The 14,227-nt window shown below is 57.9% G+C and carries 14 protein-coding genes; 8 read left to right on the top strand and 6 right to left on the bottom strand.

The features are described 5' to 3' along the window. The first annotated feature begins 100 nt into the window (after positions 1 to 100). The 4 genes from ftsZ (at position 101) to H9646_RS18420 (ending at position 3,298) form a co-directional block, all read left to right on the top strand. Positions 101 to 1,363: a cell division protein FtsZ gene (gene ftsZ, locus H9646_RS09590; RefSeq protein WP_191723138.1), complete on the top strand. Its 1,263-nt coding sequence runs from the start codon at positions 101 to 103 to the stop codon at positions 1,361 to 1,363. Positions 1,364 to 1,529: 166 nt separating this feature from the next. Next, the gene (gene lpxC, locus H9646_RS09585; RefSeq protein WP_191723137.1) at positions 1,530 to 2,453 is read left to right on the top strand and encodes a UDP-3-O-acyl-N-acetylglucosamine deacetylase; all 924 of its coding nucleotides are present in this window, start codon (positions 1,530 to 1,532) and stop codon (positions 2,451 to 2,453) included. A 34-nt stretch (positions 2,454 to 2,487) separates the two neighbouring features. Next, positions 2,488 to 2,670 carry a hypothetical protein gene (locus tag H9646_RS09580; RefSeq protein WP_191723136.1) on the top strand — a complete coding sequence of 61 codons (183 nt, stop codon included), beginning with the start codon at positions 2,488 to 2,490 and terminating at the stop codon, positions 2,668 to 2,670. 187 nt (positions 2,671 to 2,857) lie between these two features. Further along, complete coding sequence (locus tag H9646_RS18420; protein WP_225214081.1) at positions 2,858 to 3,298, top strand: RcnB family protein; 441 nt, start codon at positions 2,858 to 2,860, stop codon at positions 3,296 to 3,298. Between the two features lie 153 nt (positions 3,299 to 3,451). Here the strand turns inward: H9646_RS18420 and ruvC are convergent, their stop codons facing one another. The 6 genes from ruvC to H9646_RS09545 all read right to left on the bottom strand — a co-directional run bounded on the left by ruvC (position 3,452) and on the right by H9646_RS09545 (position 9,440). Next, positions 3,452 to 4,009: a crossover junction endodeoxyribonuclease RuvC gene (ruvC, locus tag H9646_RS09570; RefSeq protein WP_191723135.1), complete on the bottom strand. Its 558-nt coding sequence runs from the start codon at positions 4,007 to 4,009 to the stop codon at positions 3,452 to 3,454. 95 nt (positions 4,010 to 4,104) lie between these two features. Then, positions 4,105 to 4,824 (bottom strand): monofunctional biosynthetic peptidoglycan transglycosylase, encoded by a 720-nt coding sequence (gene mtgA, locus H9646_RS09565; protein WP_191723134.1) that lies wholly within the window; start codon positions 4,822 to 4,824, stop codon positions 4,105 to 4,107. Then, on the bottom strand, positions 4,821 to 5,687 hold the full coding sequence (aroE, locus tag H9646_RS09560; protein WP_191723133.1) for a shikimate dehydrogenase: 867 nt from the start codon (positions 5,685 to 5,687) through the stop codon (positions 4,821 to 4,823). The genes mtgA and aroE overlap by 4 nt, the downstream gene beginning before the upstream one ends. Before the next feature lie 48 nt (positions 5,688 to 5,735). After that, the gene (locus H9646_RS09555; RefSeq protein WP_191723132.1) at positions 5,736 to 6,596 is read right to left on the bottom strand and encodes an energy transducer TonB; all 861 of its coding nucleotides are present in this window, start codon (positions 6,594 to 6,596) and stop codon (positions 5,736 to 5,738) included. Next, complete coding sequence (locus H9646_RS09550; protein ID WP_191723131.1) at positions 6,593 to 8,668, bottom strand: RNB domain-containing ribonuclease; 2,076 nt, start codon at positions 8,666 to 8,668, stop codon at positions 6,593 to 6,595. The genes H9646_RS09555 and H9646_RS09550 overlap by 4 nt, the downstream gene beginning before the upstream one ends. Positions 8,669 to 8,855: 187 nt before the next feature. Next, a complete protein-coding gene (locus H9646_RS09545; protein WP_191723130.1) occupies positions 8,856 to 9,440 on the bottom strand; it encodes a YqiA/YcfP family alpha/beta fold hydrolase in 585 nt (194 codons plus the stop codon). A gap of 83 nt (positions 9,441 to 9,523) precedes the next feature. On the opposite strand from H9646_RS09545, the gene rodA reads away from it, so the two are divergent. The 4 genes from rodA to H9646_RS09525 all read left to right on the top strand — a co-directional run bounded on the left by rodA (position 9,524) and on the right by H9646_RS09525 (position 14,143). Next, positions 9,524 to 10,696, top strand: a complete 1,173-nt coding sequence (rodA, locus tag H9646_RS09540; RefSeq protein ID WP_191723129.1) for a rod shape-determining protein RodA — start codon at positions 9,524 to 9,526, stop codon at positions 10,694 to 10,696. Positions 10,697 to 10,807: 111 nt separating this feature from the next. After that, complete coding sequence (locus tag H9646_RS09535; RefSeq protein ID WP_191723128.1) at positions 10,808 to 11,152, top strand: YegP family protein; 345 nt, start codon at positions 10,808 to 10,810, stop codon at positions 11,150 to 11,152. 61 nt (positions 11,153 to 11,213) lie between these two features. Continuing rightward, positions 11,214 to 12,674, top strand: coding sequence for a metalloprotease TldD (gene tldD / locus H9646_RS09530; RefSeq protein WP_191723127.1), 1,461 nt, complete (start codon positions 11,214 to 11,216; stop codon positions 12,672 to 12,674). A 317-nt stretch (positions 12,675 to 12,991) separates the two neighbouring features. Further along, positions 12,992 to 14,143, top strand: a complete 1,152-nt coding sequence (locus H9646_RS09525; protein ID WP_191723126.1) for a 3-deoxy-7-phosphoheptulonate synthase — start codon at positions 12,992 to 12,994, stop codon at positions 14,141 to 14,143. The last annotated feature ends 84 nt before the right edge of the window (positions 14,144 to 14,227 follow it).

The following is a 14,227-nucleotide window of genomic DNA, read 5'->3' as shown; positions in this document are numbered from 1 at the left end:
GCATGCGCATCACGGGTCCCCCCACTGATTTTCGACACCGAAGAGAAGCCACCAATACGGCACAAGCGAACCTATTTAAAAAATCTCCAGGAGCACCATCATGACCATCGAAATGATCGAAGCCGAAACATTCAATCAGGGCACACAGATCAAGGTGATCGGTGTTGGCGGCGGCGGCAGCAACGCCGTTGAACACATGATTGCGAGCAATGTGCAGGGCGTTGAATTCGTCAGCGCCAACACAGACGCTCAAGCATTGATTCGCAGCAATGCACATCGCACCATTCAGTTGGGCTTGAGCGGCCTGGGCGCAGGAAGCAAGCCTGACAAGGGCCGTGAAGCAGCAGAAGCGGCTGTGGATGACATTCGTGCAGCCATTGAAGGCGCGCACATGCTGTTCATTACTGCCGGCATGGGCGGCGGCACAGGTACGGGTGCTGCACCTGTGATTGCACGTGTGGCCAAGGAAATGGGCATTCTGACTGTGGGTGTCGTGACCAAGCCTTTCGAATGGGAAGGTGGCCGTCGCATGACCAATGCAGATGGTGGCTTGACCGAGCTGGAAGCCAACGTCGACTCACTGATCGTGGTGCTCAACGAAAAGCTGCTGGAAGTGCTGGGCGATGACATCACCCAGGAAGAAGCTTTCGCGCAGGCCAACGATGTGCTCAAGAACGCCGTGGGCGGTATTGCTGAAATCATCAACGAATACGGCCACGTGAACGTCGACTTTGAAGACGTGCGCACCGTGATGGGCGAGCCAGGCAAGGCCATGATGGGTACGGCCCGTGCTTCAGGCCCTGACCGTGCACGCATTGCTGCCGAGCAAGCGGTGGCCTGCCCATTGCTGGAAGGTATCGATTTGTCGGGTGCCAAGGGCGTACTGGTGCTGGTGACCGCAGCCAAGGGCAGCCTGAAGCTGGCCGAATCTCGTTTGGCCATGTCCACCATCAATGCCTATGCTTCGCAAGAGGCCCATGTGATTTACGGCGCTGCGTATGACGACTCGCTGGGCGATGACATCCGCGTGACCGTGGTGGCCACAGGCCTGTCGCGTCCTTTGGCGCGTCGCCAGGCCATGTCGGTGGTGCAAGGCGGCTTGCGCACAGGTACCGATGGTAACTTTGCATATGCAGGGGCGACCACGGCAGCCATGGGCGGTGTCGCTATGGGTAACGCAAGTGGTGCCGCACCTTCGGTGGGCGCTGCCAGCGGTGGCATGGGCGGAGGCTACGGCGACGTGAGCGTGCCCAGCGTGTGGCGCACCAACCGTACTCAGGCAGCTGCGCGTGTGGATGCGCTGTCTTCGGGTGGTATGGATGACCTGGAAATTCCAGCGTTTCTGCGCAAGCAAGCTGACTAAGGCGACTGCGTTCTGTCACAAAAAACCGAGCCAGTTTGGCTCGGTTTTTTTATGTCTGCTGCGGTGGCGGTCTCGATGAAGTCAACAAAGTACATCAATGGGCGTTATAGATAAATCCATATCCTTAAAAGGGCACCCAAAGCCCCTCGCCCAGTAAAATTGCAACATGCTTCAGCAACGTACGATCAAGACTATTACCCGTGCCGTCGGTATGGGCCTGCACAGCGGCCAGCGCGTCGAGATGACGCTGCGCCCGGCGCAGCCTGACACGGGCATTGTGTTCCGTCGGGTCGACTTGCCCGAGCCGGTGGATATTCCGATCACGGCCCAGGCTGTGGTGGATACCCGCATGGCCTCGACCATTGGCGTAGGCAGCACCAAGGTGCACACCATTGAGCATCTGATGTCGGCTCTGTGCGGCCTTGGCATTGACAACCTGTACATCGATATCACGGCTGAGGAAGTTCCAATTTTGGATGGTTCCTCCTCATCGTTCGTTTTTCTGCTGCAAAGCGCGGGCATCGAGCTTCAAAATGCCGCTAAAAAGTTCATCCGCATCAAGCAGCCCGTCGAAGTGCGGGAAGGTGAAGGTGCCAACCTGAAATGGGCGCGCTTTGATCCTTACCACGGCTTCAAACTCAAGTTTGAGATCGATTTCTCGCACCCTGCGGTGGATTCCACCGGGCAGTCGTTTGAGTTCGATATGGGCGAAGGCAGCTACATGCGCGATATCGCGCGTGCCCGTACCTTTGGCTTTACGCGCGATGTAGAGATGCTTCGCACCAACGGACTGGCCTTGGGGGGTGGTCTGGACAACGCCATCGTGATGGATGACTACAAGGTCCTGAACAGTGACGGTTTGCGATATGACGATGAGTTTGTCAAACACAAAATTCTGGATGCCATCGGGGACCTGTACGTGATTGGCCACCCCATCTTGGGTGCTTACAGCGCTTTTCGCTCAGGCCATGGCATGAACAACCAGTTGATCAGGGCTGTGCTGGCCGATGGTGCCAATTGGGAATTTGTCACTTTCGACAGTGAGCGCAAGGCACCTGCAGGTTTTACGCAGACAACGCTGGCCTGGTAGTGATTCACCCGTTGAATCACGGTATAAAGCAGCCATGTTGATTTTTCGCTGGCTGCTTTTTGCTTTGTTGATCAGTTCTGCGCTGTGCTTTGTCTTTTATCTGGGCACAGGCAGGGTGTATTACCGCCGCTGGGGCCTCGTCATTTTGAAATGGGCGGTGATTGCTGGATTGGCATTTTTTGCCGTGCTGGGCCTGTCTCGTTTCATGGTGGTGTAGGGACGCTGATCCAAAAGCCGCAGCGGTGCAGGTTTTTGCATCTGTAAAGCGCTTGCAAAGCCTGCTCAGGGCTGCGCAAAGTTCGGTAAAGCCGCGTTTTGGCAGCATCGTCTTCTTGTTTTCACTCGCATGATGGAGCCTGTAACAGCCCTTGTGGCTGCAGTCTTTTTCGAAGAAAGGGCGCGTCATGCAACTCCATCGTTTGACTTTTGCCGTCGCTGTCGCAGCATTTTTGACTTTGGCTACCAGCACGCTGGCACACGCTCAGCCATACGGCGGGCCACGCCACCATGGGCCACCACCGCATGCTCAAGGACCTAAGCACGGGCAGCACCCGGGTTGGCAGCACGGGCATCGCCCCGGCCCGCGTATGCACCATGGGCACCGCCCGCCTCCACCGCCGGTGGCGCATTACTACCGGGGTGCTGGGCCGCAGTACAACTGGGTGCAGGGTTCGCGCATTCCGCCCCACTATCGTGGCTCACGCTATGTGGTTAACGATTGGCGCAGACACCGCCTGCACCAGCCACCACGTGGATACCACTGGGTGCGCTATGGCGGTGATTACATGCTGGTGGCCATTGCTTCGGGTGTGATTGCCCAGTTGCTTATCAATGGCGTACGTTAAAAATAAGAGCTGTTAACGCAGGTGTATAAACGTTTTCAGGTGCATTTGTACCTGAAATGTATGGTGCACAAGCGAAGGTAGCTATTATTTATAGATATTTCTTCACAAAAAACGACCCGCGCGGGTCGTTTTTTCTTGGTGGCGCAGGGCTGCTTAATAGGCCCGGCCGCCCTTGAGCATGGCGTGCTGCTTGCGGTTCAGGGTGGATTCCTGGCCCAGCTTGTGCAGCATGGCACCCGCGTGGGCGTGCGTAATGGCCAGGCCCAGGGCATCTGCCGCGTCGGTGCCAGGCAGACCGGGCAGCTGCAGCATGCGTTTGACCATTTCTTGAATTTGCGACTTGGCTGCACGGCCATGGCCGGTGATGGCCTTTTTCATTTGCAGCGCCGTGTATTCGGCCACGGGCAAATTGTTGGTGACCAGGGCCGTCAGCGCTGCGCCGCGGGCTTGGCCGAGCAGCAGCGTGGATTGCGGGTTCACGTTGACAAACACGATTTCAATGACAGCCGTTTCGGGCTGATAGCGCTCTACGACTTCATTGATGCCTTCGAACAAAATCTTCAGACGTGCAGGCAGATTGCCCAGCTCCACCCCTTCGGTGCGTGTGGTGCGGATGGTGCCGCTGGCCACGTAGCGCAGGTGCTGGCCATCGCGTTCAATTACGCCAAAGCCTGTGGTTTGCAGGCCGGGGTCAATGCCAAGAATTCGCATGAATAAAGTGAGCTGTCAGCGCTTGGGGTTGAAGTCTTGAAGGCGATGTTCGCTGGTGCAAGCAGGTGCAACGTGCCTGCATGATACGCGTGCCATCACGGCAACGCCGTGCCACCCATGCGGCGCAAGATGGTGCTGGTGCGCGCATGCAGGTAGCGTGAATTGGGGTTTTGCTCGTAATAGCGTGGGCGCGGCAGCATGACAGCCAGACGGGCTGCTTCGGGTGCCGTCAGTTGCGCCGCACTTTTGCGAAAGTAAAAGCGTGCCGCCGCTTCTGCACCAAAAATGCCTTGGCCCCATTCGACGTTGTTCAGGTAAATCTCCAAAATACGCTGCTTGCTCAAGAACAGCTCCAGCGTGTGCGCCAGCAGCAGCTCCTGGCCTTTGCGCAAAAAGCTGCGTTCACCAGAGAGCAGCAGGTTTTTTGCCAGTTGCTGTGTGATGGTGGAGCCGCCATAGATCACCACGGGTTTGGCATTGGGCCGGGTTTGTGCGCGTTCCAGCGCTTTTTGGTTGCGCTCCCAGGCGCGCTCAATGGCATCCCACTGCACACCGTCGTGGTCCATGAAACCATCGTCTTCAGACGTGAGCACGGCGCGCTTGAGATGGGGGGAGATCTGGGCGTAGTCCACCCATTGCTGCTGCCAGGGGCGATGCTGGGCCGACTGGTGCCAGATGCGCCACATCTCTGAGCGCTGAAAAGTGGTGGATTGGGGGTCCCACCAGACGGCCAGGGCAATGCGCGCGACAAAGAACGCCTGCAGCGCCAGCAAGGCACACAGAACAATGGCCAGCCAGCGGCCAAAGGCTTTCATGCCTGGGCTTCTTGCGCGAGTACTTCGCGCAGTTCTTGCAATACCTGGCTGGAGGGCGGGCGTACGCCACGCCACAGTGCAAAAGACTCCGCCGCTTGTTCAACCAGCATGCCCAGACCGTCGCGGCCTACGGCGCCATGGGCCTGTGCCCATTGCAGGAAAGCGGCGGCTGCGGGGCCGTACATCATGTCGTAGGCCAGACTGCCTGCACGCAATACGCTGGCGGGTACAGGAATGCCTGCGCCTTGCAGGCTGGCAGCGGTGGCGTTGATGATGATGTCGAAATCGCCTTGCAGCGCTTGCTGCTCCTGGGCAAGCAGCGCGACTTTTTGTGTCTTGGCCAAATCAGCATGCTGATCGACCAAAGCCTGGGCTTTGCTGAACGTGCGGTTGCATACGGTGATGCTGCGCGGGTTTTGCTCCAGCAGCGGCCCCAGCACACCGGCAGCGGCACCACCAGCGCCAATCAGCAAGATGTCTTTGCCAGTGATGGCTACGCCAGCGTTGCGGGTGATGTCGGCCACCAGACCCAGCCCATCGGTGTTGTCCGCATGAATGCGGCCTTGCGCATCAATGACCAGAGTGTTGGCTGCGCCAGCCAGCTCTACGCGCGGGCTGCGGCTGTGAGCGGCCTGCGCGGCATCGAGCTTGAAAGGTACCGTGATGTTGCAGCCTCTGCCGCCCTGATCGATCAGGCATTGCAGGTCTTGGGTAAAGCCACTAAGTGGCACCAGACGGCGCGCATACACGATGGGCTGCTGGGTCAGCTGTGCAAAGCGCGCATGGATCCACGGCGATCGGCTGTGTGCCACGGGGTTGCCAAAGACGCAGTACAAATCGGTGCTGGGGATAGAAGACGGCATAGGGTAGGGCTGCAAAAGCGCCGCAGCAATGCAGAAAATGCGGCTGATTTAGCGGACGTTGGTTTCCAGCGTCTGCTCACGGGTGAAATTAAAGCGGGAAACCACGGCAATCTGATCGGCGCGGGCGCGCATGGCGGGGCCAAAGTGGCCAAACGGTCCTGCTGCGCGGGCGATGGCCTGCGCACGGGTATCCAGCTGGCGGTTGCCAGAGCCTTGCACAATTTCGGTTTCCACCACTCGGCCATCGTGGTTCACGGTCAGCACCATGACCAGCTCGCCATACAGTTTTTTACCCGCATGCTCGGGGAAATTTTCGGTGCCCTTGTCTTCCACCTTGCGGCGCAGACCGTCGTAATACACGGCATACACCTCTTCGCGCGTGGCCGGGCTGATGTAGCGTTTCTTGGGGCGCGCGTTTTCTTCGTTGATGCGCTTTTCAATCTCAGCCAGCAGCTTGATGAGCTGCTTGCGCTTTTCATCTTGCTGCTCGCGGTCTTGTTTGTTGGCTGCCTCGCGCGGGTCAAACTGGGGCATGCTGGACAGCTGCTTGCGCACCTGCGTGAGCATGACGGCCTGCTGCTCCTGCAGGCTGTCCAGCTTTTTTTGGCGCTCCTCAAAATCATCGCCAATGGCGGTCAGCGCGGAATAAGGCATCGGGCTGGTGGCCCGGCCCTGTGCGGCATCCCCGCCGCCAGCCAAAGCCGCCTGGGCAATGGCCTGGGCTTTTTCCGGTCGCTCCTGCGTATGCGCATTCACCAAAATCACTTCCAAGGGGGTGTCTTGGAAAACGCGGTTGAACTGCTCAGGTGCGACAAAGCGCACGGTCAGCAATACGGCATGAATAGCTATCGACACCCCCAAAGTGAGGGTGAGCGTGGACATGGAGCGGAACGCGGCGGGCAGTTTCACGGTGCAGGGGTATCGGCGCTGGGGCTGTCGGTTTCATTGACATCCACCGCAATGGCGATGGGGCCGGCTTCGGCATCATCGTCCTCGGCGGCATCGTCAAGTGGCGCATCATCGCTGTCATCGTTGGGATCGTCCAGCCTCTCGGTCACTGTGCCGTGAATATCGAGCGTGATTTCGTCAATCTCGCCCAATTTCACACGCACACGCGCTCCACGTGGCAGTGCCTGGGCACCGGCCACGCTGATGACCAGAGGCAGCGTATCGGCGCGCACCAGCACCCCGTTGGGGCCGTTGTCCTTGATGACGGCGCCGTCGATCTCGGTGATGGCGTTTTGCTCCAGATACTTCAGCGTCCAGAAACGTTCCATCCCGGCCTGGTAACCGTTGTAGGCACTGTAGGCACCGTCAAAGCTGCTGATGATGCCGAACAACTCGGCATCCTTGGGCTTGAAGGGAGCCGCCAGCGCTGCGGTTGCGCCATGGCGTGCGCAGGCAATGATTTGCCACTGGTTGACCAAGTCCACATAACGGCGTAGGGGCGAGGTGGCCCATGAGTAGCTCTTGACGCCGATACCGGCATGGGGCAACGCCTTGGTCGACATGCGCACCTTGACGCCGGGGGCCATGCTGGCCTGGCTGCGGTAGATGCCGGGCACGCCCATCTCAGCCATCCAGCTGCCCCAGGTGCTGTTGGCCACAATCGCCGCCTCGGCCACGATCAGGTCCAGCGGTGCACCGCGCTTGCGCGTGGTGATGCTGACAATCTCGTTGCCCTGGGGTTCTGCGCCGTCATTGCCTTCCAGGCGGAACGTGTAGTCAGGGCGCGAGAAGTTCTCGGGCTTGCCGCGCACCTGTTCGCGGCCCGCCTTGAGGTGCTTGGCCAGACGGTGCAGGAACATCAGCTCCTGGCGGCGTTCCAGCAGATTGGCGGGAGTGTCTTGTACCTGCAGCTGTGGGTTGGCCAGCCATTCTTCGGTGACGATGTGATCCAGCTTGTCGTGGCGGAAATTGACCGCCACGGGCACGCGCTCGAGCTTGGTGACTTTGTCTTTGACTTCCAGCGTGGCTTCGTCGTAGGTCACATACAGCGAAACGGCGGGATTGGCACGGCCTTCGTCCAGCGTGTAGATCTGCACCACTTCATCGGGCAGCATGGTGATTTTGTAGCCAGGCATGTAGACCGTAGACAGGCGAGCACGGCCCAGCTTGTCCAGGTCAGAGCCGGGCTGAATGGCCAGACCAGGCGCTGCAATGTGAATGCCCAGCGTGACAGTGCCACTGCCCAGGCCTTGTACAGACAGTGCATCGTCGATTTCCGTGGTCATGGAGTCGTCGATGGAGTAGGCCTGCACATCGGCCAGCGGCAAATCGGACGGAGGCTGCGGTGCAGTCACGTCGGGGAAGCGCGTGCCCTTGGGGAAGTTCTCGAACAGGAAGCGCTTCCAGTGGAACTGGTAGGCCGAATCAATGGCACCAGCGGCTTGCAGCAGCTCCAGTGGTGCTTTGTGCGCGCTGCGGCTGGCCTCGACCACGGCCTTGTATTCGGGCGCGTTTTTGTCGGGCTTGAACAGAATTTTGTACAGCTCATCGCGAATGGCCTGGGGCGTTGTGCCTGCCACCAGCTCTTGCGCCCAGCTTTCAATCTGCGCCTGCAGCTGTTTCTTCTTTTCAATGGCCACCAGCGCTTGCTGCAGGATTTCAGCAGGCGCTTTCTTGAAGCGGCCCTTGCCTGCACGGCGAAAGTAATGCGGCGCGCCGTAGAGCGCAAACAGCATGCCGGCTTGCTGTGTCAGCGGGGCACTGTCCGAGAAATAGTCGCGTGCAATGTCGGCAAAGCCAAATTCTTCGTCGGGCGCAAACTCCCAGGCCAGGTCCAGCTCAATCGTGGCTGCCACGCTTTCGGCTTGCTCCATCAGAGCTGCGGGTTCGGGCTTTTCAAACTTGAGCAGAATGTTGGCGGCCTTGACCTTGACCCGTTTGCCGGAACCAAGCTCAATTTGGGAGGAGGCATCGGCCTCGGACAGGATACGGCCGGCCAAAAATTTACCGGCATCTTCAAACAATGCGTGCATAGAGTCGATTGTCCCACGCCGTGGATTTCCCCCAGAGGGTGTTTGCATCCTACGCGGCACTTGGGCAGTATGTGCTTTTAAAAAAGAAGCTGTCAGCGCTTGTTAGTGCTAGTTTTTAGATAGAAAACTATCTGAAAACGCCTTGTACAAAGCGCAGGCAGCTCTGGTTTTTGATTCTGTTTTGATGTCAGGCCAAATCCAGAAAATCCAGAATGCGCGAGATGTGACTGTCAAAGTCGCTGATGGCGTGGTCGCCGCCTTCCAAAATGACTTGTTCAGCCTCGGGATAGCGCGCCACCATCTGGCGCCAGTCCAGGACCTCGTCACCCTTGGCAAAAATGCCCAGTTGTGGTGCCGGGGCAGCCAGATCGTGCAGCGCCAGGTCGCGCAGCTGCTGAATGTATTCGGGCTTGAAGAAGAAGGCTTCTTGCGGGTTGTGCCAGCTGGTTTGCTGGCCAATGTGGTGTTCCAGCGAATGGTCTGGATACACCGCGGGGTTGAGCAGCACTGATTTGCAGTGCTTTTGATGCGCCACCCAGGTGGCGTAGTAGCCCCCCAGCGAAGAGCCAATCACGGCCATCTGCGCGCTGGGCCAGTCCTGCACGTGGGCCATCACCATGTCCATCGCGGCTTTGGGTGAGGGGGGCAGCTGAGGGCAATACCAGGTCACGCTGGGGTGCTGGCCCTGCACGTAGTGCGCCATGGTGCGCGCCTTGTTGGACTGCGGCGATGAGCGAAAACCGTGCAAATACAGCAAATGGGTGGTGGGCATATTCCGGAGGTTCCTCACAAATCCTGGGTGCAGGTGCATCAGTGATAACAGCAGGCAGAGCGCTCAGCAGATAATTGCACGCTATGCCCGCCGAATTTGACAAACCCAACATTCTTCAACGTATCTTGCCGATGTTTCGCGGCTTTGATCCTATTTTGCTGCTGCTGATCGGCTGGCTGGCAAGCATAGGGCTGATGGCTATGTATTCCGCAGGATACGACCATGGCACACGGTTTGTAGACCATGGGCGCAATATGTTGCTGGCTGTGGGAATTTTGTTTGTGGTGGCCCAAATTCCGCCGCAAAAACTGATGGCCATTGCTGTGCCGCTGTATGCATTGGGCGTGGCCTTGCTGATTGCTGTGCTGCTGTTTGGCATTACACGCAAGGGCGCGCAGCGCTGGGTCAACATCGGTGTGGTGATTCAGCCCTCAGAAATTTTGAAAATTGCTGCGCCTTTGATGCTGGCGTGGTGGTTTCACCGCAGAGAGAGCGCGCTGCGGGCGGTGGATTTTGTGATTGCGTTTGCTTTGCTGATCGTGCCTGTGGCGCTGATCATGAAACAGCCTGATCTGGGAACGTCGCTGCTGGTGATGGCGGCAGGCCTGTCGGTGATTTTCTTTGCAGGCTTGCCCTGGAAGCTGGTGGTGCCGCCCGTATTGCTGGGTGTGGTGGCCATTGGCTGGTTGATTTGGAACGAACCCTGGCTGTGCCAGGACGGCATGAGCTGGTATTTCTTGCATGACTACCAGCGCACCCGTGTCTGCACCTTGCTGGACCCCATGCGCGATCCGCTGGGGCGAGGTTTTCACATCATTCAAGGCATGATCGCCATTGGCTCTGGAGGGCTCTGGGGGAAAGGCTTTATGGCCGGCACGCAAACCCACCTGGAATTTATTCCAGAGCGCACCACTGATTTTATTTTTGCAGCCTTCTCCGAAGAGTTCGGCCTGGCGGGCAATCTGTTGCTCATTCTGGGATTTTTGCTGCTCGTGTGGCGAGGGCTGGCCATTGCAGCGAAGTCGCAGACCTTGTTTGGCCGCCTGATGGCCACGGCAGTGGCCATGATTTTCTTTACCTACGCCTTTGTGAATATGGGCATGGTCAGCGGCATCTTGCCGGTGGTGGGGGTTCCTTTGCCGTTTCTCAGCTATGGCGGCACGGCCATGGTGACGCTGGGCCTGGCGCTGGGGGTGCTCATGTCAGTGGCCCGTTCACAGCGTCTGTCCATTTCAGAGCCTAAACACACCTTGTAATGTTGCAGCAGGCGGGTTGGCGCGCTGGTGTGAAGTGACCGAGTTGGCGTACAAACGAGGGCGGAGCAAACCATGGTGGCTTGCTCTTATCTTTATTGAAGGGTCCTTGCCATGGCAGCCAAGTACGTGTTGAAGAAATCCAAGAACGGTAAATTCTTTTTCAATCTCCAAGCCACCAATGGCCAAGCCATTTTGGCCAGCGAAATGTATGAAACCAAAGCCAGTGCCCTCAATGGCATTGAATCGGTGCGAAAAAATGGTGTGGTTGAAGCACGCTTTGACAAGCTCAACGCCAAAGATGGCTCCCCCTACTTCACCCTCAAGGCCACCAATGGACAGGTCATTGGCCAAAGCGAGATGTACACCGCGGTTGCTGCACGCGACAACGGTATCGCTTCTGTCATGAAGAATGCGGCCGATGCCGTGCTGGACGATCAAAGCGCAGCGACGGCGTAACGCCTCTGCCGCTCAAGCCATCTCGTGACGGGGACATGGCAGCCTGCCTACAATTGCTGCCATGATCTCTCGCGAACCCACCATCGAGCGCCTGGCCACTGCCCGGCAACTGTTGCTTGAGCCTTTTGGCTTGGATGAATCCCACCTGTCGCGTGCGCTGGCGGAAATCCGCGCCAACCAGGTGGATGATGCTGACCTTTACTTTCAGTACACCCGTGCTGAGGGCTGGAGTCTGGAAGAAGGCATTGTAAAAACAGGCTCCTTCTCTATTGACCAGGGGGTTGGTGTGCGCGCCGTCAGCGGTGAAAAAACCGCATTCGCGTATTCCGACGATATTTCCGAGGCTTCGCTGCTGGATGCTGCGCGCACAGTACGCGCCATCTCTGGCAGCAGTCAGCAGCGCAAAGTGCGCATTCCTAAAACCACGATTGCGCCTTCACGCACGCTGTACCCCGGTATCGATCCCATTGCCACGATGGACAGCACCGCCAAGGTGGAGCTGCTGGGCAAGGTGGAAACACTGGCCCGTGCCAAAGACCCCCGTGTAGTGCAAGTGATGGCCGGCTTGGCCAGCGAGTACGACGTGGTCATGGTGGCGCGTGCCGATGGCACGCTGGCTGCAGACGTTCGCCCCCTGGTGCGCTTATCTGTCACGGTAATCGCTGAGCAAGGTGATCGCCGTGAAGTGGGCTCGTCTGGTGGCGGTGGCCGTTTTGGGCTGGCTTACTTTAGCGATGCACAAATTGCCGAGTACGTGAATGAAGCTGTGGAGCAGGCGCTGATCAATCTGGATTCGCGCCCGGCACCTGCTGGCGAAATGGTCGTGGTGCTTGGCCCCGGCTGGCCTGGCGTGCTGCTGCATGAAGCGGTGGGTCATGGCCTGGAGGGCGACTTCAACCGCAAGGGTTCCAGTGCATTCAGTGGTCGCATTGGCGAGCGCGTAGCGGCCAAGGGCGTCACTATTTTGGATGATGGCACCTTGCCAGATCGCCGTGGCTCACTGAACGTGGACGACGAAGGCTGCCCCACACAGGCCAACGTGCTGATTGAAGACGGCATCTTGAAAGGCTATATACAAGACTCGCTCAATGCGCGTTTGATGGGTGTACAGCCAACAGGCAATGGCCGCCGCGAAAGCTACGCCAGCTTGCCCATGCCTCGCATGACCAACACTTACATGCTGGGTGGTGACAAAGATCCGCAGGAAATCATTGCCTCCATCAAAAAGGGCTTGTACGCCACCAACTTCGGCGGTGGCCAGGTAGACATCACCAGTGGCAAGTTTGTGTTTTCGGCCAGCCAGGCGTACTGGGTGGAAAACGGCAAGATCCAATACCCCGTCAAGGGCGCAACCCTCGTGGGCAATGGGCCAGAGTGCATGAAAAAGGTCAGTCTGATTGGCAATGACATGCGCCTCGATAGCGGCGTAGGTACTTGCGGCAAGGAAGGCCAGAGCGTGCCGGTTGGCGTCGGTCAGCCCACTATGCGCATTGATGGCCTTACCGTTGGTGGTACTGCTTAATTTTTCAAGTCAAGCAGTTTTCCTGCGTGAAAATTTTAAAAGGCTGGTTCATTTGTGTGAATCAGCCTTTTTTGTTTTGTTTTTTGGAGATTTCTTGAAAGTTGCGGTTGCGGCGTGTTGCAGTGCATGATGCGCGGTGTTAAAGTCATCCGCTATGCAAGTACGTAGCGCTTTCTATTTTTACTTTTGGTTCTCAATCCCTGGCGGATGAGAGGCAAGCGCTCGCACAAACGAACACCCCTCCCAAAAAAACCGCCGAAGCTGAAAAGCCCGGCGGTTTTTTTATACCCACGATTTCTTAGGACGAAGAGGCTGACATGAACGCACAGACTTATGGCGAAGCTTGGTATCGCAGCTCGGTAGAGAAAACAGGCCAAACCGACGACGAACGTATCAAGGACATTACCGTGCTGCCCCCTCCTGAGCATCTCATCCGCTTCTTCCCCATCCAAGGTACATCTGTGGAATCCCTGGTGGCAGACACACGCCACGCTATTCGCAACATCATGCACGGGCGAGACGATGACCGGCTGCTGGTTATCGTGGGGCCGTGTTCCATTCATGATCCTGCTGCCGCGCTGGATTACGCCCGCCGTCTGGCTGATGTGCGTGAGCAGTACAAAGATACGCTGGAAGTGGTGATGCGCGTGTACTTCGAAAAGCCCCGCACCACGGTGGGCTGGAAGGGCTTGATCAACGACCCCTATCTGGATGGCAGCTACCGCATTGACGAGGGTCTGCGCATTGCCCGCCAGTTGCTGATTGACATCAACCGTCTGGGCGTGCCTGCGGCCAGCGAGTTTCTGGATGTGATCTCCCCCCAGTACATTGGCGATCTGATCAGCTGGGGTGCCATTGGCGCGCGTACCACCGAGAGTCAGATTCACCGCGAGCTGGCTTCGGGTATTTCGGCACCGATTGGCTTCAAGAACGGCACAGACGGCAACATCCGCATTGCCACCGATGCCATCCAGTCTTCCAGCAATGGTCACCACTTTCTGTCAGTGCACAAAAATGGCCAGGTTGCCATTGTGCATACCGCAGGCAATCCTGATTGCCACGTTATTTTGCGTGGCGGGAAAACGCCTAACTACGATGCAGGCAGCGTCGCCGCGGCTTGCGCTGATTTGGAAAAAGCAGGCTTGCCTGCCAGCTTGATGGTGGACTGCAGCCATGCCAACAGCCTGAAGCAGCACGAGCGCCAAAAAGACGTGGCAGCCGATATTGCTGCACAAATGGCAGCCGGCTCCAAGCGCATCTTTGGTGTGATGCTGGAGAGCCATCTGGTGGCGGGTGCACAAAAATTCACTCCCGGCAAGGACCAAGCCAGCGGTCTGAACTATGGCCAGAGCATTACCGATGCCTGCATTGGATGGAATGACACGCTGGATGTCTTGGAGCAGCTGTCCACTGCAGTACAGACGCGCCGCAGTCATCAGTCTGCTGAGCAAGAAGCGCTGGTAGCCTGAAATCACTGTGCGTAGCGCTGCTTTTGCACCGCGCTTCGCACAATGATTGTCTTTGTGGTGACTTTTGCCCCAAACGCTTGTTGG

Origin of the sequence: Comamonas avium, from assembly GCF_014836675.1 — a bacterium.
Classification (GTDB): Bacteria; Pseudomonadota; Gammaproteobacteria; order Burkholderiales; family Burkholderiaceae_C; genus Comamonas; species Comamonas avium.
The sequence above is the reverse complement of the archived record's forward strand: the minus strand, read 5'-3'. Positions and strand labels throughout refer to the sequence as shown.

What these genes read in the sequence shown, in the direction of transcription:
- ftsZ (WP_191723138.1), top strand. Translation starts at nt 101, where the DNA reads ATGACCATCGAAATGATCGAAGCCGAAACATTCAATCAGGGCACACAG.
- lpxC (WP_191723137.1), top strand. Translation starts at nt 1,530, where the DNA reads ATGCTTCAGCAACGTACGATCAAGACTATTACCCGTGCCGTCGGTATG.
- H9646_RS09580 (WP_191723136.1), top strand. Translation starts at nt 2,488, where the DNA reads ATGTTGATTTTTCGCTGGCTGCTTTTTGCTTTGTTGATCAGTTCTGCG.
- H9646_RS18420 (WP_225214081.1), top strand. Translation starts at nt 2,858, where the DNA reads ATGCAACTCCATCGTTTGACTTTTGCCGTCGCTGTCGCAGCATTTTTG.
- ruvC (WP_191723135.1), bottom strand. Translation starts at nt 4,009, where the DNA reads ATGCGAATTCTTGGCATTGACCCCGGCCTGCAAACCACAGGCTTTGGC.
- mtgA (WP_191723134.1), bottom strand. Translation starts at nt 4,824, where the DNA reads ATGAAAGCCTTTGGCCGCTGGCTGGCCATTGTTCTGTGTGCCTTGCTG.
- aroE (WP_191723133.1), bottom strand. Translation starts at nt 5,687, where the DNA reads ATGCCGTCTTCTATCCCCAGCACCGATTTGTACTGCGTCTTTGGCAAC.
- H9646_RS09550 (WP_191723131.1), bottom strand. Translation starts at nt 8,668, where the DNA reads ATGCACGCATTGTTTGAAGATGCCGGTAAATTTTTGGCCGGCCGTATC.
- H9646_RS09545 (WP_191723130.1), bottom strand. Translation starts at nt 9,440, where the DNA reads ATGCCCACCACCCATTTGCTGTATTTGCACGGTTTTCGCTCATCGCCG.
- rodA (WP_191723129.1), top strand. Translation starts at nt 9,524, where the DNA reads ATGCCCGCCGAATTTGACAAACCCAACATTCTTCAACGTATCTTGCCG.
- H9646_RS09535 (WP_191723128.1), top strand. Translation starts at nt 10,808, where the DNA reads ATGGCAGCCAAGTACGTGTTGAAGAAATCCAAGAACGGTAAATTCTTT.
- tldD (WP_191723127.1), top strand. Translation starts at nt 11,214, where the DNA reads ATGATCTCTCGCGAACCCACCATCGAGCGCCTGGCCACTGCCCGGCAA.
- H9646_RS09525 (WP_191723126.1), top strand. Translation starts at nt 12,992, where the DNA reads ATGAACGCACAGACTTATGGCGAAGCTTGGTATCGCAGCTCGGTAGAG.